The 19,838-nt window shown below is 69.1% G+C and carries 12 protein-coding genes and 1 pseudogene; 7 read left to right on the top strand and 6 right to left on the bottom strand.

Going from position 1 to position 19,838, the window contains the following annotated elements; genetic code table 11:
* The first annotated feature begins 74 nt into the window (after positions 1 to 74).
* A complete protein-coding gene (locus ACQHII_RS30995) occupies positions 75 to 2,333 on the top strand; it encodes a heavy metal translocating P-type ATPase (protein ID WP_427922367.1) in 2,259 nt (752 codons plus the stop codon).
* An 872-nt stretch (positions 2,334 to 3,205) separates the two neighbouring features.
* Here the strand turns inward: ACQHII_RS30995 and ACQHII_RS30990 are convergent.
* Positions 3,206 to 4,495, bottom strand: a complete 1,290-nt coding sequence (locus ACQHII_RS30990) for a citrate synthase (protein WP_019065715.1) — start codon at positions 4,493 to 4,495, stop codon at positions 3,206 to 3,208.
* A gap of 369 nt (positions 4,496 to 4,864) precedes the next feature.
* Between ACQHII_RS30990 and ACQHII_RS30985 the strand changes: the two genes are divergently transcribed.
* On the top strand, positions 4,865 to 6,010 hold the full coding sequence (locus ACQHII_RS30985; protein WP_427922366.1) for a hypothetical protein: 1,146 nt from the start codon (positions 4,865 to 4,867) through the stop codon (positions 6,008 to 6,010).
* 32 nt (positions 6,011 to 6,042) lie between these two features.
* On the opposite strand, the gene ACQHII_RS30980 is transcribed toward ACQHII_RS30985, so the two are convergent.
* A complete protein-coding gene (locus ACQHII_RS30980) occupies positions 6,043 to 9,762 on the bottom strand; it encodes a hypothetical protein (RefSeq protein ID WP_427922365.1) in 3,720 nt (1,239 codons plus the stop codon).
* A gap of 179 nt (positions 9,763 to 9,941) precedes the next feature.
* Here ACQHII_RS30980 and ACQHII_RS30975 point away from each other — a divergent pair, with 179 nt between their 5' ends.
* Positions 9,942 to 10,463: a hypothetical protein gene (locus tag ACQHII_RS30975; RefSeq protein ID WP_427922364.1), complete on the top strand. Its 522-nt coding sequence runs from the start codon at positions 9,942 to 9,944 to the stop codon at positions 10,461 to 10,463.
* 28 nt (positions 10,464 to 10,491) lie between these two features.
* Here the strand turns inward: ACQHII_RS30975 and recD2 are convergent, their stop codons facing one another.
* From recD2 to ACQHII_RS30955, 4 genes and pseudogenes are all read right to left on the bottom strand, one after another.
* Complete coding sequence (gene recD2 / locus ACQHII_RS30970) at positions 10,492 to 12,756, bottom strand: SF1B family DNA helicase RecD2 (protein ID WP_427922363.1); 2,265 nt, start codon at positions 12,754 to 12,756, stop codon at positions 10,492 to 10,494.
* Positions 12,757 to 12,789: 33 nt separating this feature from the next.
* The gene (locus ACQHII_RS30965; protein ID WP_427925444.1) at positions 12,790 to 12,984 is read right to left on the bottom strand and encodes a DUF397 domain-containing protein; all 195 of its coding nucleotides are present in this window, start codon (positions 12,982 to 12,984) and stop codon (positions 12,790 to 12,792) included.
* An 8-nt stretch (positions 12,985 to 12,992) separates the two neighbouring features.
* Positions 12,993 to 13,298, bottom strand: a pseudogene (locus ACQHII_RS30960) (Scr1 family TA system antitoxin-like transcriptional regulator); the annotation flags it as partial.
* Positions 13,299 to 13,376: 78 nt separating this feature from the next.
* On the bottom strand, positions 13,377 to 14,114 hold the full coding sequence (locus tag ACQHII_RS30955) for an SDR family oxidoreductase (RefSeq protein WP_427922362.1): 738 nt from the start codon (positions 14,112 to 14,114) through the stop codon (positions 13,377 to 13,379).
* A gap of 220 nt (positions 14,115 to 14,334) precedes the next feature.
* Here ACQHII_RS30955 and ACQHII_RS30950 point away from each other — a divergent pair, with 220 nt between their 5' ends.
* From ACQHII_RS30950 to ACQHII_RS30935, 4 genes are all read left to right on the top strand, one after another.
* Positions 14,335 to 15,159: a helix-turn-helix transcriptional regulator gene (locus tag ACQHII_RS30950; protein ID WP_427922361.1), complete on the top strand. Its 825-nt coding sequence runs from the start codon at positions 14,335 to 14,337 to the stop codon at positions 15,157 to 15,159.
* A 146-nt stretch (positions 15,160 to 15,305) separates the two neighbouring features.
* Positions 15,306 to 16,334, top strand: a complete 1,029-nt coding sequence (locus ACQHII_RS30945) for a LacI family DNA-binding transcriptional regulator (RefSeq protein ID WP_427922360.1) — start codon at positions 15,306 to 15,308, stop codon at positions 16,332 to 16,334.
* Entirely contained in the window at positions 16,331 to 17,875 is a 1,545-nt protein-coding gene (locus ACQHII_RS30940) for a sugar ABC transporter ATP-binding protein (RefSeq protein WP_427922359.1), read from the top strand. Before ACQHII_RS30945 ends, ACQHII_RS30940 begins: the two co-directional genes overlap by 4 nt.
* Entirely contained in the window at positions 17,865 to 19,817 is a 1,953-nt protein-coding gene (locus ACQHII_RS30935) for a substrate-binding domain-containing protein (RefSeq protein WP_427922358.1), read from the top strand. The genes ACQHII_RS30940 and ACQHII_RS30935 overlap by 11 nt, the downstream gene beginning before the upstream one ends.
* Positions 19,818 to 19,838: the final 21 nt, after the last annotated feature.

The following is a 19,838-nucleotide window of genomic DNA, read 5'->3' as shown; positions in this document are numbered from 1 at the left end:
TTGTCTCCGACCGGGCCGTGCCGACCAGCTGATACTGGCTCCGCGCGGTCCGGTCCGATGTCTGGAGTCCGGACATGACCAGCACCACCACGATCGGCACCACAGCAGACACACCCATAACCCCGGCCCCCGAAGCGGCCGAGGTCGAGCTGCTCATCGGCGGGATGACCTGCGCCTCCTGCGCGGCCCGCGTCGAGAAGAAGCTCAACCGCATGGACGGCGTCACCGCCACCGTCAACTACGCGACGGAGAAGGCGAAAGTCAGCTACCCGGCGGGCATCCAGGTCGCCGACCTCATCGCGACCGTGGTGAAGACCGGGTACACCGCGGAGGAACCCGCGCCGCCGGAGCCGGAGGCACCGGCCCGTGAGGACGATCCCGAACTCGGCGCCCTGCGCGACCGGTTGACCGTCTCGGCCCTCCTGGCACTGCCCGTGGTCCTCCTCTCCATGATCCCGGCCCTCCAGTTCGACAACTGGCAGTGGCTCGCGCTCACTCTGGCCGCGCCGGTCGTCGTCTGGGGCGGACTCCCGTTCCACAGGGCCGCGTTCACCAACGCCCGGCACGGCGCCGCCACCATGGACACCCTCGTCTCGGTCGGCACGCTGGCCGCGTTCGGCTGGTCTCTGTGGGCGCTGTTCTGGGGCGACGCGGGCATGGCCGGCATGCACGACGAGTTCCGACTCACCGTCTCGCGCACGGACGGCGCCTCGACGATCTACCTCGAAGTGGCCGCCGGAGTCGTCGCGTTGATCCTGCTGGGCCGCTATCTGGAGGCCCGCTCCAAGCGACGGGCGGGCGCGGCCCTGCGCGCGCTCATGGAGTTGGGCGCCAAGGACGTCGCGGTCCTGCGGGACGGTCGTGAAGTACGGGTCCCGGTGGCCGAGTTGGCGGTCGGGGACCGTTTCGTCGTACGGCCCGGGGAGAAGATCGCGACCGACGGCACCGTCGTCGAGGGCGTCTCGGCGGTCGACGCGTCGATGCTGACCGGCGAGTCGGTACCGGTGGACGTGGCACCGGGTGACACCGTCACCGGCGCGACCGTCAACGCCGGCGGGCGACTGGTCGTGGCGGCGAGCCGGGTCGGTTCGGACACCCAACTCGCGCGCATGGCACGGCTGGTGGAGGACGCGCAGAACGGCAAGGCCGAGGTGCAGCGGCTCGCCGACCGGATCTCCGGGATCTTCGTGCCGGTGGTGCTGCTGATCGCGCTCGGCACGTTCGGTACGTGGCTCGCGGTCACCGGCGACACGGCCGCCGCGTTCACCGCGGCCGTCGCCGTGCTGATCATCGCCTGCCCGTGCGCGCTGGGCCTGGCCACCCCGACCGCCCTCATGGTCGGCACCGGGCGCGGCGCCCAGCTGGGCATCCTGATCAAGGGCCCCGAGGTCCTGGAGTCCACCCGCCGCGTCGACACGGTCGTCCTCGACAAGACCGGCACGATCACCACCGGCCGCATGACCCTCCAGGAGGTCCACGTCGCCGAAGGCACCGACGAGCACGAGCTGCTGCGGCTCGCGGGCGCCCTGGAGCACGCCTCCGAGCACCCCGTGGCGCGCGCGGTGGCGGCGGGCGCGGAGGAGCGCGTCGGCGCGCTTCCGCCCGTCGAGCACTTCGAGAACGTGCCCGGCCGCGGCGTGCGCGGGCGCGTGGAGGGCCGTGAGGTGGCCGTGGGGCGCCTCTTCGACGAGCTTCCGGAGGAGTTGGCCCGCGTCCGCTCCGAGGCCGAGAGCGGCGGACGTACGGCCGTGGTGGTCGGCTGGGACGGGAAGGCGCGCGGGGTCGTCGCGGTCGCCGACGCGGTCAAGGAGACCAGCGCCGAGGCCGTGCGCGAACTGCGGGCGCTGGGGCTGACCCCGGTGCTGCTGACCGGCGACAACCGCGCGGTGGCGGAAGCGGTGGCCGCGGCGGTCGGCATCTCCCCCGGGGACGTCGTCGCCGAGGTGCTGCCCGAGGACAAGGTCGACGTCGTACGGCGACTCCAGGGCGAGGGGCGGACCGTCGCGATGGTGGGCGACGGGGTCAACGACGCCGCCGCGCTCGCCACGGCCGACCTGGGGCTCGCGATGGGCACCGGGACGGACGCGGCGATCGAGGCGAGCGATCTGACCCTGGTGCGAGGGGACCTGCGGGTGGCCGCGGACGCGATCCGGCTGTCCCGGAGGACCCTCGGCACCATCAAGGGCAACCTCGTATGGGCTTTTGGATACAATGTGGCGGCGCTTCCGCTGGCCGCCGCGGGCATGCTGAACCCCATGATCGCGGGGGCCGCGATGGCCTTCTCCTCGGTGTTCGTGGTCACCAACAGCCTGCGACTTAGGACATTTCGCTGAAGTTCCGCAAAGTTACCGGGAGTTACTGGGACCTGAAGTAAGAGTCCCTCTAGAGACCGGCGACGGCCTCACATAAGCTCTTCACAAGCCTCGCGCATCATCCTTACGCTGGGGTCCCGACCGCGACATCGGGGCTCTTGCGCATCTAACGGACATATGCAAGAGACGCAGATCACAGTGATGTGAACGTAACCATCGAAGGGGTTCGAAGGTCTAAGTTGACGATGTCAGCAAGCGTCTTGGGGGGCGCGAACTGGCATCTGAGGATGTCTTGGGGGACTTCCTCAGAGATGCGTTGCCGGGACACGTACACCGGGGAGCTTTGAGCGGCCCTCCCGTCGTGCGATGTCCCGGCAGATCGCACACATCACTGGTTCCACCCAGTAGTACGAGGAGTTTTGCTCGTTCTGCTCAGTTCGACGAAGCTCAGTTTCACCGAGCTTCGGCACGACAGCGATTCAGGCGCTGGTTCTCAAAGGCGCCCGGCCGGATCCCGTGGGGGGAATCCGCACCGGGACATGGGAAGGCGCCCTGTACGCCGGCCCGTGGGGGGACCGTCGGCAGGGCGCCTTCTCCCCATTTTTTAAGGCTCGGTTCGCCTCCGGGGCGCAGAAGTCTGTGTCGAGAGGCCGACCGTGCTCGACCCTTCGGGCCTCCGCGCGCTCGGCCTCTCGACACAGACGCGCCCCTTCGGCTCACTCGCCACGTGAGGCGAGGGAGTCAAAGGGGCGCCTGCTTGCAGCACCGGCGTTTTTGGGCTTTTAGGGGCGCGGGGCTGCATCGATATGCGGCTCCGCCGCGTGGGCGCGCCCAACCCCCACCGGGCCCGCACCCAACAGACAACGGACCCAGCGGAGCTGTTCGCGGAGCGTCTAGCGACCCTCGACCGGCACGAAGTCCCGCTCGACAACGCCCGTGTAGATCTGACGCGGGCGCCCGATACGCGAACCGGGCTCCTTGATCATCTCGTGCCACTGGGCGATCCAGCCCGGGAGGCGGCCCAGGGCGAACAGGACCGTGAACATCTCGGTCGGGAAGCCCATGGCCCGGTAGATCAGACCGGTGTAGAAGTCGACGTTCGGGTAGAGGTTGCGCGAGACGAAGTAGTCGTCGGACAGCGCGTGCTCTTCGAGCTTGAGCGCGATGTCCAGCAGCTCGTCGGACTTGCCGAGGGCCGAGAGGACGTCGTGCGCGGCGGCCTTGATGATCTTCGCGCGCGGGTCGAAGGACTTGTACACCCGGTGGCCGAAGCCCATCAGGCGGACGCCGTCCTCCTTGTTCTTCACCTTGCGGATGAAGGAGTCGACATCGCCGCCGTTGGCCTGGATGCCCTCCAGCATCTCCAGGACCGACTGGTTGGCGCCGCCGTGCAGCGGGCCCCACAGCGCGTTGATGCCGGCCGAGATCGAGGCGAACATGTTGGCCTGCGAGGAGCCGACGAGGCGGACCGTGGAGGTCGAACAGTTCTGCTCGTGGTCCGCGTGCAGGATCAGCAGCTTGTCGAGCGCGGAGACGACGACCGGGTCGAGGTCGTACTCCTGGGCGGGGACCGAGAAGGTCATGCGCAGGAAGTTCTCGACGTAGCCGAGGTCGTTGCGCGGGTAGACGAACGGGTGGCCGATCGACTTCTTGTACGCGTACGCCGCGATCGTCGGAAGCTTCGCGAGCAGCCGGATCGTGGAGAGGTTGCGCTGCTTCTCGTCGAACGGGTTGTGGCTGTCCTGGTAGAAGGTGGACAGCGCCGAGACGACCGACGACAGCATCGCCATCGGGTGGGCGTCGCGCGGGAAGCCCTTGTAGAAGTTCTTGACGTCCTCGTGCAGCAGGGTGTGCTGCGTGATGTCGTTCTTGAACACGGTGAGCTCGTCGACGGTCGGCAGCTCGCCGTTGATCAGCAGATAGGCGACCTCCACGAACGTGGAACGCTCGGCCAGCTGCTCGATCGGGTAGCCGCGGTACCGGAGGATGCCCTCCTCACCGTCGAGGTAGGTGATGGCGGATTTATAGGCGGCGGTGTTCCCATATCCGCTGTCCAGCGTCACCAGACCGGTCTGAGCACGGAGCTTCCCGATGTCGAAGCCCTTGTCGCCGACGGTGCTGTCGATCACCGGGTAGGTGTACTCGCCGTCGCCGAACCGCAGTACTACAGAGTTGTCGCTCACGTCATCCCTCACCGACGTTGTGCCTCTTCTTCGAGGTTGCCCTGACTGTCTCTACCATCCCCCATTTGGCGCAGGAGAGTGCACTCGGGGTCGACCATTGGGCCTATCGGCGGCACTCAGTGCCGCCAACCTGCTCATCCTGCCCCGTTCGCCCCGGGTTCCGAAAGCCCCGTGTGACCTTTGCGACTCGTTTGATCGATCATTTTCCCGCTGTGTTCGGCCAACGAACGCAGGTTGTCGGTCGGGATGTCGTGTCGCGAGGTCGGGCCGCCGCCAGGCGGAAAGCCTATCCCGGCAACGGTCGCGCGCGGCCTTCGCGGCTTCCGGGACACAGGCCGGGCGGGGCGCTGGACGAGAGGGAAAACGGCGTTGAAGAACCCCACGCACGCCTCCGAGTTGATGTATCTCCGCGGTGATCCGACGGAGTCCGCCACCGGAGAGGCGGACGTCTTCGCGAAGGCCTGCGAGGCGAACGGCGTGACGTTCCTGTGCCCCGATCCGGGAACGCCCGGCCCTCGGCCGCGGTCCCTGCTGGCCGCCACCGCGGCGGTGACAACTCTGTTCGACGAACGCGCGGACACATACGTCTTCGCCCGCAGTACGGGCGTTCGAGTCGTACTGGGTGCGTTGGCCGCCTGGCTGCGTCAGCACCCGAACCGCCCGGCACCCGTCGCCGCGATGGTCCTCCTGGCACCCGTGACGGCGTCCTTGGGGGCGGGAGCGGCGCTGGGCAGGTTCGCGGCCCCGTCCGCCGACGAACTCTCGGCACTGAGGGTGCCCACCCTGCTGGTCGCCGACGCGGACGACCGTACGGGGGCCCGTGACACCGCCGAAGCACTGCACGCGGTGATGCCCGCCTCGGTCCTCGTCGAGGAACACGTCACGCGTCCCGGCCGTGCGCACGCCGTGTGGGAACGGGCGACGGCGTTCTTCTCGGACGCGTCGGGCACGGAGTTCGGGCGCTTACGGGGGCCGCAGCTCGAAGTCGGTTGTCACGAGGCGAGGGAGCTGCGGTTGCTGCCCGATGTCACGACGGAGGCAGCAGACATCCTGGTGTCCGCGTACGGGCGGCTGAGTCATCCCCGGGACACACACGTTCGCAGAATGGTCGACCATCCGGGCCTCCTGGTCTGGGCGCGCAGCGGCGGACGGCTGGTCGGTTGCTCGCACATCAGGGCCGACGGGAAATGGGGGGCCTGCGGCACGGTCCCCGAGTATCGCGGGTATGGCATCGGGCTGCGTCTGGCCCGTCTCGGCCTGCGGCGGCTGCCGGCCCAGTTCGTCGAGGTCGGGCGGAACACTCCGCACGGCCTGCGACTGGTCCTGGGCTGCGGATTCCGCCCTCTGCACGAGGAGTCCGCCGTACGGGACATCCTGCGCTCCGCGGTCCGCCGCGAGATAGAGCCGCTCGGCGTCGACGCGTTGGGATTCGTATATCGCAGGAAGCGGGAAGGTGGGCGGGACACCGGACCGTTACGGCTGTGTCTGCACCACCCCCGGCTCTCGTGCGGGTGAGCGTCGGGGCCGGCGCCCGTGGCGGCCGGGGCTCACTGTGGGCGTGCGGCCTGTGCCGCCACGGTCGCCACCTCGGTGATGTCGCTGTTGGCGAGTCGGACAAAGAGTTGCTCACAGTGGGCCCGACGGGCTCGTTTGAGGCGGCGGCCGCCGGTGGACATGCCTGCACTTGCCCGGTGCGGGGCGTCGAGGTGGTTGAGCACGAACGCCGCTCTGGCGAGAGCGAACGTCTCGAAACCGCGCCGCACCAGCTCGGCGTCGGCGCGCAGGGCCGACGGGCACACGGTGTCCGGAAGCCGGTCGAGATAACGGGTCGCGAGGTCCCGGCAGGTGCCGAAGTGCCGCTCGTCAACAGGGAGCAGGGCGAAGTCCTCCATGAACTGCGCGACTTCGAACAGCAGTGGAAGCCAGGCCCGCCCTTCCAGGTCGATCGGAGCGACCCAGCGGGGTCGCCCGGGGGCGGCCGGGATCAGCCAGTTGTCGGCATGGGCGTCGCGCTGGCCCACAAGAGGAAGGCCCGCTATACCGTCCCATAGGGCGACCAGGTCCTGTGGTTCGACGGTACGGCCGAGCGCGCGCAGGTCGTCGCGCATACGGTGGTGCAGACGGCGTCGAATCTCGTCCCCGTCGGCTGCCGGGCCGGGGCCCCTCCAGTGGTGGAAGGACGCCAGGGCGTGCAGGACCGGTTCGGCGACGGCCACGACGTCGTGGTGTGTCTCCACGGATCCGACCGCCACCCGGTCGGCGACCAGTGCGCTGACGGGGCGGCCGGACACTCGCTGGAGGACCAGGGCGACCTCCCGTGTGCCGCTGACCCGGGCCGGCGGCAGGGGCACGGTCGCGATCACCTCCGGCACCCTGATCCAGTCCTGGTCCTGTGCGGAGGTCCAGTCGGCGAAGCCGGTGAGCAGTTCGCGCTCCGTGTCGGCCCACTGCCGGAGGCGTTCCTTGATGACCACGGCACTGCTCAGCAGGCGGTGCGGATCGTCGAGGACGTAGACGGCGTCGGTGATCCGGCCGCCCATCCCGAAGCGGGTGAACTCCTCGTCGCGGATGACGAGTTCGGCGGCCCGGCGAAGCAGTTCGCCGCGTTCTCCGGCGAGGGCCAGCCGACGTGTCTCGGACATGCCGGGCTCGTCGAGCCACCGTGCGGCACGGTCTCGGTCGGGCTGCGGCAGCGAAGCCAGTTCGGCGAGCTGGAACAGGGGCCACGGCCAGCCGGGGGCCAGCCGGGTCGCCTCGTCCGCGTAGGCGATCGCATGGCCGAGGTCCTCCTCGGCGCGGCTCAGCGTGAAGAGCATCTGGTGCGCCGCGCACGACACCGACCAGTTCTCCCGGCTGAGGGAACCCTGCGCGCGTGCGGCCGACTTGAGCTCGACGGCCAGGCGCAGGTCCGTCGCGTTCCGGCGGTCGCGGCCCTTGCGGTAGTAAACGTCACCGACGAGGCCGAGCAGGTTCGGGCTGTCGTTGCCGCGGCGTCGGCTGCGGGCGAAGTGGTCGAGCGCCCGGTCGGCGTGCTCATCGGTGCCCGTGATGCCGTGCAGCCGCATGTGGCACTCACCGATCCGGCTCTCCAGACCGGCGCGCCGGAGATCGAGAGGCAGTTCGGGAGCGCGCGCGAGCCAATCGAGGTGGACCTGCCGCGCGCCGGTGGCGGCGGGCTCTTCGGCCGCACCGGTTCCCAGAGGGCGGGACGACTCCCCCAGGGCGTCGAGCACCGCCTCGGCCTCAGTGTCCAGGCCGCTGTCGAAACCGAAGTCCCCGTCCAAGGCGCTGTCGAGGCCGTCGTCGAGTTCGTCGAGGCCGAGGCCGAGGCCGTCGGCGTCCAGGCCGCCACCTGCGTCGAGGCCGGCGTCCACTCCGTCGGGGGCGAGAGCGGGTGTCGGCGCTCCGGCCCGCGGCGCGGCCCGGACAGCCGATCCGGCGGTGACCGCGTCGATCATCTCGCCGACGGCCTGCTCCGCGTCGGCCAGTTCGGCGGTGGTGTCGTCACCGAGGGTTCGGACGAACAACGCCAACGCGTCCCGCAGCAGTTGTACTGCCTGCTCGCGCTCCCCCTCGTCCCCGCCCTGGAGCGCCTTGGCGAGGGTGAGCGCGGCGACGCCGGCGTGGTGCTGCAACTCGGGGCCGGGGTCGGTGACGTACGACAGGGCGGTCTGGTAGAGCTCGTGGACCCGCCGCACCTCGTCGAGGTCGGTGAAGTCGCCGAAGGACAGCACGGCGAGCGTCGCCGCATGGCTGGCGACGAACGACAGCCGGGCAGGTCTGCGCAGTCGTGACAACTGCCGCTCCAGCGCGACGCTGACAGCCATCAGCCGGGAGGCGGATGCGGCGCGCCCCCGCGCGGAACACAGCAGACGGGCCGCGTGGGCCAGCGCGCCACTGTGCACGAGTTCGTCATCGACTGCGGCGAGGCGGTCCAGGAGGGGCTCGACCGTGTCCCAGTCACCGGCCGCGGAGGCACGGCGCAGGGCGGCCTCGTCCTCGTGGACGCGCGCCAGGCGCAGCATCCTCGTGACCAGTGGGCGAACCGGTTGAGGCGCCGTCAAGGTGTCACCGGTCAGCCAGCCGACCGCGCGGAGATAGGTGAGGGCGTCCTCGACGTCTTCGAGCGCTCCGTCGATGTCCGTGGTCCACAGCCGGTTGCGGGCCCGGTACAGCAGCACGTACGGGTAGGACGCCGAGTCGATGACGCCCGCGCCGATGGCGAGGTCGTCGATCGCCGCGTCCAGGCAGCTCTCGGCCGGCGCGTCCTCGGTCCCCGTCACCTGCCTGCCCACATGGACCCGGAACCGTGCCTGGCCCCGGAGCAGTGCGAGAACCGGGTCGGGACAGGCCCGGGTGGTGGCGGGCCGTTCCGCGGCCGTCTCATAGGCAGCGACGCTGCGCTCGAACTCGCCGAGGGCTCCACTGCGGTCAGCGGTACCGAGCAGGTGGACACCCCAGCGGAATGCCACGTCTCCATCGGCGACGGCCAGTTCCCTGGAGTGGTGTTCGAGGTCCGCGGCGAGGTCGAGCAGGTCCTCCGCCTCGCCTAGCAGTTCGGCCGCGAGTGCGGTCGCCAGGTTCTCGTCGCCCGGCCTCGCCGGTGAGCGGCCGCCGCGCGCCCGGCTCAGCAGCAGATCGAAGCGGCGTACCTTCACTTCGAGGTGGTAACGGAAGTGCTCGGCTGTCGTGTCGTCGTACTTCTGCGACAACGCCAACTGGTTGTCCGCGTATTCGAGGAGTTCGGGTGCGTCGGCGTCCCTTCGCGCCAGAATCAGGCTCGCGACACCACGAATTCCGTGGAATATCTTCAACTTGGCGGCGGGGAAAGGAACCAGGTGCAGTGCTCCCTCGATCACCTCGCCCTCGGTCAGCGCCGCCCGGAAGATCCGGCGGGCCACCTCGTACCCCTCCTCCTGGGGGCCTTCGTTGAGCTTGTCCATGGCCATCCGGTAGAGGGTTCCGGCGAGCCGGAAATGGACTTCGAACCAGGTCTTGTCCCGCGAGAACTTCGCGAAGGCGGACCGCAGGGAGACATCCGCTCGATCCGGGTCGATGTGCAGAGCGCGGTGCACGAGGAGGAGGACTGCCAGATCGGCCGGTTCCAGCTTCAGCCTCTTGTGCTCCAGCACCGCCTTCCAGGCCGCCCCGACCGAGTCCGCGGCGGTCGCCGGATCCAGCAGCGCCTCCAGCGGTACGGGGGCCACTCGCGCGGCGGCCGCGGAGCAGACCTCCGCGTCGCACGGCAGTCCGTATTCTTCGAGCACATCGAACGGCCAGCCAGGACGGCAGTCGATAGGGCTCTCACCTATGGCTGACAAACGATCTCCATTGACGCGTTTGATGTGGGCACCAAGAGTGGTAGTCCGCCCAGTATGAAGGTCGTATCGACCGTGAGGGACGTGCACTCACGCAGAGCAGCGGGGCACTCATGAAAGTCTCTGAATTGACCTCGTTATTGACAGGACTTGTCGCTGCACTGATCGCTCTTGTCGGTTACTGGATCACGCAGCATCAGAAACGACGGGAGCGTCGGGCCGAGGTCTTCGCCTCCGCGTTGGAGGCGATCCGCGAGTACGAACAGACCCCGTATCTCATACGACGCAGGGAAGGGCCCGACGCGGCCACGCGCGCCCGTATCTCCGAGCTGCTTAGTGCCAGTGCCGCACGGCGTCGCTACTACGAAGCGGTGCTGTGTCTGGATTCCCCGCTCGTCGCCGAGTCGTACAAGATCCTGCTGCGCCGCACCAGGAGGCAGGTCGGGCCGTATCGCTCGGACGCCTGGAAGCAACCCGTCATCGTCAGCGACGAGGAGTTCCCCGGCTCGGCGTACTACCCGTACGACAGCGAGGAGGAGTGGGACCTGTGTCTACTGGCGATGCGCAGTGAACTGTCGGCGTTCGCCGCGCTGAGGCGCCGGGGCACTCGCCGCCGGCTCGCCACTCTTGTCGCGCTACGGACATCCTGAGGTCAACCACCCGCGGCGGACGGCCCGTTCAACCGCCGACCAGCCTGAAGTCCAGTGCCGTGCACCGCCGTCCCGCCGACACCGTACGCACGGCCTGTCCGATCGCCTTGCGCGATCCGACCAGCACGACCAGCTGTTTCGCCCGGGTGACGGCCGTATACAACAGGTTCCGCTGAAGCATCGTCCACGCGCTCGTGGTGACCGGGATCACCACGGCCGGGTACTCGCTCCCCTGCGAACGATGGATTGTCACCGCATACGCGTGCGCCAACTCGTCCAGTTCATCGAATTCGTACGGAACCTCCTCGTCCTCGTCCGTCAGCACGGTGAGGCGCTGGTCCACCGGGTCGAGTGAGGTGACGACGCCGACCGTGCCGTTGAAGACCCCGTTGGCGCCCTTCTCGTAGTTGTTGCGGATCTGCGTGACCTTGTCGCCGACCCGGAAGACCCGCCCGCCGAACCGCTTCTCGGAGACATCCGGCCGACCGGGCGTGATCGCCTGCTGGAGCAGTCCGTTGAGGTTCCCCGCGCCGGCCGGGCCCCGGTGCATGGGCGCGAGCACCTGCACGTCCCGGCGCGGGTCGAGCCCGAACCTGGCCGGAATCCGACGCGCCACCACGTCCACGGTGAGCCGCCCGACCTCCTCCGTGTCGTCCTCGACGAAGAGGAAGAAGTCCTTCATGCCGTCGGTGACGGGGTGCTGGCCGGAGTTGATCCGGTGCGCGTTGGTGATCACGCCGGACTGCTGGGCCTGGCGGAACACGCGCGTGAGGCGTACGGCCGGGATCGGACCGCCGTCGGCCAGCATGTCCCGCAGCACCTCGCCGGCGCCGACGCTGGGGAGTTGGTCCACGTCGCCGACGAAGAGGAGGTGGGCTCCCGGGGGTACGGCTTTGACGAGCTTGTTGGCGAGGAGGAGGTCGAGCATGGAGGCCTCGTCGACCACGACCAGGTCCGCGTCCAGGGGGCGGTCCTTGTCGTAGGCGGCATCGCCCCCGGGCTTCAGCTCCAGCAGCCGGTGGACGGTCGATGCCTCGGCCCCGGTGAGTTCGGCAAGTCGCTTGGCGGCACGGCCGGTTGGGGCGGCGAGGACGACCTTGGCCTTCTTGGCACGGGCCAGCTCGACGATCGAGCGCACGGTGAAGGACTTGCCACAACCCGGCCCACCGGTGAGAACCGCGACTTTCTTGGTGAGCGCGAGCCGCACGGCGGCTTCTTGCTCGGGTGCGAGCTCCACTCCGGTCCTCCCCTTCAACCACCCCAGGGCCTTGTCCCAGGCCACGTCGTGGAAGCCGGGCATACGGTCGGCCTGCGTGTGCAGGAGGCGGCGGAGCTGGGCGGCGAGGGAGAGTTCGGCGCGGTGGAAGGGGACGAGGTAGACGGCGGTGACGGGTTCGGAGTCGCCGTCGGGTCCGGGGACTTTTTCGCGTACGACGCCGGGGTCGCCCGACTCCTCGTCCGGGAGGGCGAGTTCGGCGAGGCACTCGATGACGAGTCCGGTGTCGACTTGCAACAGCTTCACCGCGTCGGCGATGAGCCGCTCCTCGGGGAGATAGCAGTTGCCCTGGTCGGTGGCCTGCGAAAGGGCGTATTGCAGCCCCGCCTTGACGCGCTCCGGACTGTCATGGGGAATCCCGACGGACTGGGCGATCTTGTCGGCGGTGAGGAAGCCGATGCCCCAGACGTCGGAGGCAAGCCGGTACGGCTGGTTCTTCACGACGGAGATCGACGCGTCGCCGTACTTCTTGTAGATGCGCACGGCGATGGACGTGGACACCTCGACGGTCTGGAGGAAGAGCATGACCTCCTTGATCGCCTTCTGCTCCTCCCAGGCCTCGGCGATCTTCTTGGTCCGCTTGGGCCCGAGCCCGGGAACCTCGATCAGCCGCTTCGGCTCCTCCTCGATGATCTGGAGCGTGTCCATGCCGAAGTGCTGGGTGATGCGGTCGGCGAAGACGGGGCCGATGCCCTTGACGAGGCCCGAGCCGAGGTAGCGGCGGATGCCCTGGATGGTGGCCGGGAGGACCGTCGTGTAGTTCTCCACGGTGAACTGCTTGCCGTACTGCGGGTGCGAGCCCCAACGCCCCTCCATCCGGAGGGATTCGCCAGCTTGGGCGCCGAGGAGCGCGCCTACGACGGTGAGGAGGTCGCCGCCGCCCCTGCCTGTGTCGACACGGGCGACCGTGTAGCCGTTCTCCTCGTTGGCGTAGGTGATCCGCTCCAGGACACCTTCGAGAACGGCGAGGTGTCGCTCGCCTGTGGGGGTCCCCGGGGGTGTCGGCTGGGTGGGCATGGGTCCGACGGTACCGGGAGGGTGTGACAGTGCTCAGGGGAGTTGGTGGAGGGGGGGCTGCTTGAGGGCTTCGACGAAGGCAGTGAAGGCAGGGCCCGGGAAGGTGAGGGCAGCCCTGGAGGGGGTTTTCGTGTCGCGGACCGCTACGTGGGTCGGGGTGTTCGCGATCTCCACGCAACTGTTGCCGTCGCCCTCGCCGGAATAGGACGACTTCCGCCAGTTGTCCATGCGTTGCCTCACAGCTCTTGCTCCAGTTTGTGGATGAATCCGCGCGACCGTTCGGGTTCGAGTGACGCGGCTTCCACTCTACGGAAGCTTGTTCGGTAGGTATTGAGCTGAGCCTCGGAATCGATCAGGACCGAGCCATGGGGCGCATCACGGACCACGGTGTCCAGCTTCGGCAGCGGGCCGCCCGCATACGTCATCGTGCTTGAGGCTTTGGCGAAGCCATCCAGGTCGAAGGGGACGACCCTCAGCGTGACGTGATCCGCCTCGGAAAGCTCAATCAGTCGGCGGAGTTGAGCCTTCGTGGTGGCACGGTCACCCGCGGGCCGGGAGGCCTGCGTTGCCATGCGTCCCGCGGGTGCGGATGCCGGTGCCCGCACCCGAAGAGCGGGAGGTCAGCTCTGGGCGGTGGGCCGGACGACGATCTCGTTCACATCGACCGTCGCAGGCTGTTCGATCGCGAAAGCGATGGCCTGGGCGATCGCGTCGGGCGGGATCGCGATGGCGTCCCGCATCTTCGTGATCTCCGCCCTGACCCGGCTGTTGGTCGACGCCTCGGCGAAGTCGGTCGCAGTCGCACCAGGTGAGACGGTGGTGACCCGCAGGGATTCGCCGGCCTCCTGGCGCAGCCCTTCGCAGATGGCCCGGACCGCGAACTTGGTGCCGGCGTAGACGGCCATGGCCGGCACGATACGGAACGCCGCCGTGGAGGCCGTGGTGACGAAGTGGCCGCTCCCCTGGGCCCGGAAGACCGGCAGCGCGGCACCGATCCCGTGCAGGACGCCTTTCACGTTGACGTCGACCATGTGGTCCCACTCCTCGACGCGCAGATCGTCGAGAGGCGAGACGGTGCCGACCCCGGCGTTGCTGACGAGTACGTCGAGTCGGCCGAAGCGCTCACCGGCCAGCGCGACCAGCGCCTGAAGGTCCTGCCGCCGGGTCACGTCGGTGCGGATCTGCACGGCCGTGCCACCTGCCTTCTCGATCCGGGTGACCAGGTCCGCCAGGCGTTCGGACCGGCGTGCGCCGAGGACGAGTCGTGCGCCGCGTTCGGCGAGCAGCAGCGCGGTCGCCTCGCCGATGCCACTGCCGGCTCCCGTGATTGCCACCACTTTGCCCTTGATTCCGGACATGAGTTGTTGCCCTCTCCGTCTTCGGCACCGGGGCCGGGGTGCCGAGCGGCGGCGAAACCTGGAGGAGTGTCCGGAAGCCGCGCGCACTGGACGGCCGGTTGCCGGTGTGACCGTGTGAGGCCGTGGGTGATGCCGCGGCCCGTGCTCGGACAGCAGTCTCCGCCTGGTTTAGCCTGGTATCCAGAGCGTGTTTATTCTGGAACCGAAGGTGCTATGTGCCATGTCCACACAGCCGGACCGACGCCGTCAGCTGAGTGAATTCCTGCGCAGTCGCAGAGAGCGTCTGACCCCGGACGAGGTGGGCCTGCCCCGCACCGGCCGCCGTCGGACTCCGGGACTTCGCCGCGAGGAACTGGCACTGCTGGCCGGGATCAGCGCCACCTGGTACACGTACCTGGAACAGGGGCGGGAGATCCGCGTCTCCGAGCAGGTGCTCAACGCCCTCGCCACGGCACTGCGGCTCGACCGGCACGAGCGTGGTCATCTTCTCCACCTCGCCGGACACGCGCCTGCCGCCGAAACCGAGGAACTCGAGTCGGTGACGGCCGAGGCGGGCGCCGTCCCCCTGCTGCTCCAGCCGAACCCGGCGTACATCATCGGCGGCAACTACGACGTCCTCAGCCACAACCAGGCGGCCCACGAGTTGTTCCCGGGGCTCATCACCGAGGCGGGCCGGCCCGCCAACTTCGTCCGCTGGGTGTTCCTCGAACCGGTTGCCCGCACCGTGCTGGTCGACTGGGAACCCGAAGCACGCGGCCTGCTCGGGCGCCTTCGGACACTGGCGGCACGCCATTCCGGCGACCCTCGGTACACCCGACTGATCGAGGACCTGAACGAGGGCAGCCCCGAGGTGCGGAAGTGGTGGCCGCAGTACGAGGTGCAGGCCCGGCACAGCGGCCGGAAACAGCTACGGCACCCGCAACGCGGAGCGATCGACTACGCGTACACCGCTTTCCATCTGGCCGAACAGCCGGACCAGACGCTGGTCGTCTATGTCGACAGCAGTGAACCGCCCGACGGAAGCGCAGCCGTGACCGGCGGATAAAGCGAACAGGAGAGGGCGAGCGGCGGCGGTACCGGCCTCACGGTACGACCGCCGAGGATCACGATCCGGTCTCAAGGTCTTGTCAACCCCCGTGTAATCGATTCCAATCCTCCATGTAATCGATTCCACGAGGAGGTGGAACGGCGATGGCGAGCATCAAGGACGTCGCCGCCGAGGCCGGGGTCTCCGTGGCCACGGTGTCGCGGGTGCTGAACGACCATCCGTCGGTCAGTGACGACGCACGTACGCGCGTCCTGGCCGCCGTAGAGGCGCTGGACTACCGTCCCAACGCCGTCGCCCGGTCGCTGCGCACCGACCAGACCCGCACCCTCGGCCTGGTCATCAGCGATGTGCTGAACCCCTACTTCACCGAGCTGGCCCGCTCCGTCGAGGAGGAGGCCCGCGCCCTCGGGTACAGCGTGATCATCGGGAACGCCGACGAGCGGCCGGAGCTCCAGGACCACCACGTGCGGACGCTGCTGGACCGTCGTATCGACGGGCTGCTCGTGTCCCCCACCGACGGTGGTTCCCCGGGCATGCTGGACGCCGCCCGCGCCGGGACCCCCATGGTGTTCGTGGACCGGTGGATCCCGGGGCTCGACGTCCCCGTCGTGCGGGCCGACGGACGCGCCGCGATCCGGGATCTCGTCGCGCATCTGCACGGGCTGGGGCACCGCAGGCTCGCCATCATCGCCGGCCCCGCCGCCACGACCACCGGCAGTGAGCGCGTCGCCGCCTTCCGGGACGCGCTCGCCGAGTACGGCATTCCGCTCCCCGACGCCTACATCGGGCAGGGCGACTTCCAGGCCGAGAGCGGGCGGCGGGTGACGGAGGGTTTCCTCGATCTGGCCGAGCCGCCCGAGGCCGTGTTCGCCGCCGACAACCTGATGGCGCTCGGCGCCCTGGACGCCGTACGGGCGCGTGGGCTCCGTGTTCCCGAGGACCTCGCGCTGGCCGCGTTCGACGACATCCGGTGGTTCGTGCACACCGATCCGCCGATCACCGCGATCGCCCAGCCGACACCCGAGCTGGGGCGGGCCGCCGTGCGCGCGCTCGTCGACCGGATCGAGGGGCGGGTGCCGGAGTCCGTCACCCTTCCCGCCCGGCTCGTCGTGCGCCGCTCGTGCGGCGAGACGAACCCCTCACCATCCCCTGTTCGAAGGAGCGAGTCGTGAGCAACGACGACGAGTTGCTGCGCATCGAGGGCATCCGCAAGACCTTCCCCGGTGTCGTCGCGCTGGACGGCGTCGACTTCGATCTGCGCCGGGGCGAGGTCCATGTGCTGCTCGGTGAGAACGGCGCCGGCAAGAGCACCCTCATCAAGATGCTCTCCGGTGCCTACCGTCCCGACGGCGGCCGCATCCTGGCCGGTGGCGAGGAGGTGCGCATCCACAGTGCGCAGGACTCCGCGCACCTCGGGATCGCCACCATCTACCAGGAGTTCAACCTCGTTCCCGATCTGACCGTCGCCGAGAACATCTTCCTGGGGCGGCAGCCGCGTCGGCTCGGGATGATCGACCGGAAGCGGATGGAGGCCGACGCCGCCGTGCTGCTGGAGCGCGTGGGCGTGAACGTCTCGCCGCGGGCCCGGGTGCGTGAACTCGGTATCGCGCGGCTCCAGATGGTCGAGATCGCGAAGGCTCTCAGCCTCGACGCACGTGTACTCATCATGGACGAGCCGACCGCCGTACTGACCTCCGAGGAGGTCGAGACGCTCTTCTCCATCGTGCGGCAACTGCGTGCGGACGGGGTCGGGGTCGTCTTCATCACCCATCATCTGGAAGAGATCGCCGCCCTCGGCGACCGCGTCACCGTCATTCGGGACGGGAAGAGTGTCGGGCAGGTGCCTGCCTCCACCCCCGAGGACGAGCTCGTACGGCTCATGGTCGGGCGCTCCATCGAGCAGCAGTATCCGCGTGAACGGGCCGACACCGGCGCCGCGTTGCTCTCCGTCGAGGGGCTCACCCGGGACGGTGTCTTCCACGACATCAGCTTCGAGGTGCGGGCCGGTGAGGTCGTCGGGATCGCGGGGCTCGTGGGGGCGGGTCGTACCGAAGTCGTACGGGCCGTCTTCGGGGCCGACCCGTACGACCGCGGGGCCGTGAAGGTCGGCGGCTCCGCCTTGCGCGGGCACGACGTCAACGCGGCGATGACCGCCGGGATCGGGCTCGTGCCCGAGGACCGCAAGGGGCAGGGGCTCGTGCTCGACCAGTCCGTGGAGGAGAACCTCGGGCTCGTCACCATGCGGGCCGCGACCCACGGCGGGCTCGTCGACCTCAAGGGGCAGCGGGTCGCCACCGCGCGGATAGCCGAGCAACTGGGCGTGCGGATGGCGGGACTTGGGCAACAGGTGCGGACGCTGTCCGGCGGCAACCAGCAGAAGGTCGTCATCGGCAAGTGGCTGCTCGCCGACACCAAGGTGCTGATCCTCGACGAGCCGACGCGCGGGATCGACGTCGGCGCCAAGGTCGAGATCTATCAGCTGATCAATGAGCTGACAGCCGCTGGTGCCGCCGTTCTCATGATCTCCAGTGATCTCCCCGAAGTTCTCGGCATGAGCGACCGGGTGCTCGTCATGGCCCAGGGACGCATCGCGGGCGAACTCTCCGCCGAACAGGCCACGCAGGACTCCGTGATGGCGCTCGCCGTCAGCACACCGACCCAAACGACTACCGCTGAAGCACCTACCGCTGTGGAGGGCCGCCGTGGCCACTGAAACGCTCAAGAGCACGCCGGGCACCAGTGGCGCCTCGGGCATCCGCCGACTGCTTCTGGACAACGGCGCGTTGACCGCGCTCATCGTCCTCGTCATCGCCATGTCGGCGCTCTCCGGTGACTTCCTCACCACCGACAACCTCCTCAACGTCGGTGTCCAGGCGGCCGTCACCGCGATCCTCGCCTTCGGTGTCACCTTCGTGATCGTCTCGGCGGGCATCGACCTGTCGGTCGGTTCGGTGGCCGCCCTGTCCGCCACCGTGCTCGCGTGGAGCGCCACGCAGCACGGCGTCCCCGTCTTCCTGGCCGTCGTTCTCGCGATCGCCACCGGCATCGCGGCCGGTCTCGTCAACGGCTTCCTCATCGCCTACGGCAAACTCCCGCCGTTCATCGCGACGTTGGCGATGCTGTCGGTGGCGCGCGGGCTGTCGCTGGTGATCTCGCAGGGCTCGCCGATCGCCTTCCCCGACTCGGTCTCGCACCTCGGTGACACGCTGGGCGGCTGGCTGCCGGTGCCGGTCCTGGTGATGATCGTGATGGGGCTGATCGCGGCCTTCGTGCTCGGGCGGACGTACATCGGCCGGTCCATGTACGCGATCGGCGGCAACGAAGAGGCCGCGCGGCTCTCGGGGTTGCGGGTCTCCAGGCAGAAGCTCGCGATCTACGCCCTGTCCGGTGTGTTCGCCGCCGCCGCGGGCATCGTCCTCGCCTCCCGGCTCTCCTCCGCGCAGCCGCAGGCCGCCGACGGTTACGAGCTGGACGCGATCGCCGCGGTCGTCATCGGCGGCGCCTCTCTCGCGGGCGGCACCGGCAAGGCGTCCGGCACGCTCATCGGCGCGCTGATCCTCGCGGTGCTGCGCAACGGCCTCAACCTCCTTTCGGTATCGGCCTTCTGGCAGCAGGTCGTGATCGGTGTCGTCATCGCGCTGGCCGTCCTGCTCGACACCGTGCGCCGGAAGGCCGGCGCGACTCCCGTCTCCGGTACGGGTGTCGGTGGTGGCGGCAAGGGCAGGCAGGCGACGACGTACGCGCTCGCGGCCGTCGTCACCGTCGCGATCGTCGGCGCGACCTCCTTCCTGCACAACGACTCCTCCACGGCGTCGAAGCCCAAGCTCGGCCTCTCCCTCTCCACGCTCAACAACCCGTTCTTCGTGCAGATCCGGTCCGGTGCGCAGGCCGAGGCGAAGAAGCTGGGCCTGGACCTGACCGTCACCGACGCGCAGAACGACGCGTCCCAGCAGGCCAACCAGCTCCAGAACTTCACCAGTTCGAACTACGGCGCGATCATCGTCAACCCGGTGGACTCGGACGCGGCGAGCAACTCCGTGAAGGCCGCGGACAAGGCGAAGATCCCGGTGATCGCGGTCGACCGCGGCGTCAACAAGGCGGCCGTGGACACCCTCGTCGCCTCCGACAACGTCGTAGGCGGTGAACTCGCCGCCAAGACCGTCGCCGAGAAGCTGGGCGGCACCGGCAAGATCGTCATCCTCCAGGGCCAGGCGGGTACGTCGGCGGCACGCGAGCGGGCCGAGGGCTTCGCCAAGGGACTGAAGGCCTATCCCGGCATCCAGGTCCTCGCCCAGCAGCCCGCCGACTTCGACCGCACCAAGGGCCTCGACGTGATGTCGAACCTGCTCCAGGCGCACCCCGACGTCCAGGGCGTCATCGCGGCCAACGACGAGATGGCCCTCGGCGCCATCAAGGCGCTCGGTTCCAAGGCGGGCAGGTCGGTCTCGGTCGTAGGCTTCGACGGCACGCCCGACGGGCTGACCGCCGTCAAGCAGGGGACGCTGTACGCGTCCGTGGCGCAGCAGCCGAGCCAGTTGGGCAAAATCGCCGTGGACAACGCGCTGCGCGCGGCTCAGGGCAAGAAGGTGGAGACGACGGTGAAGGTGCCCGTGAAGGTGGTCACCAAGGAGAACGTGGCCGGTTTCACCGGCTGACAGCGGACCGGCCACCCAGCC

The sequence above is a fragment of the Streptomyces sp. cg40 genome (genome assembly GCF_050320165.1).
In the GTDB taxonomy this organism is placed as follows: Bacteria; Actinomycetota; Actinomycetes; order Streptomycetales; family Streptomycetaceae; genus Streptomyces; species Streptomyces hokutonensis.
This window is presented reverse-complemented; position numbering and strand designations above follow the sequence as displayed.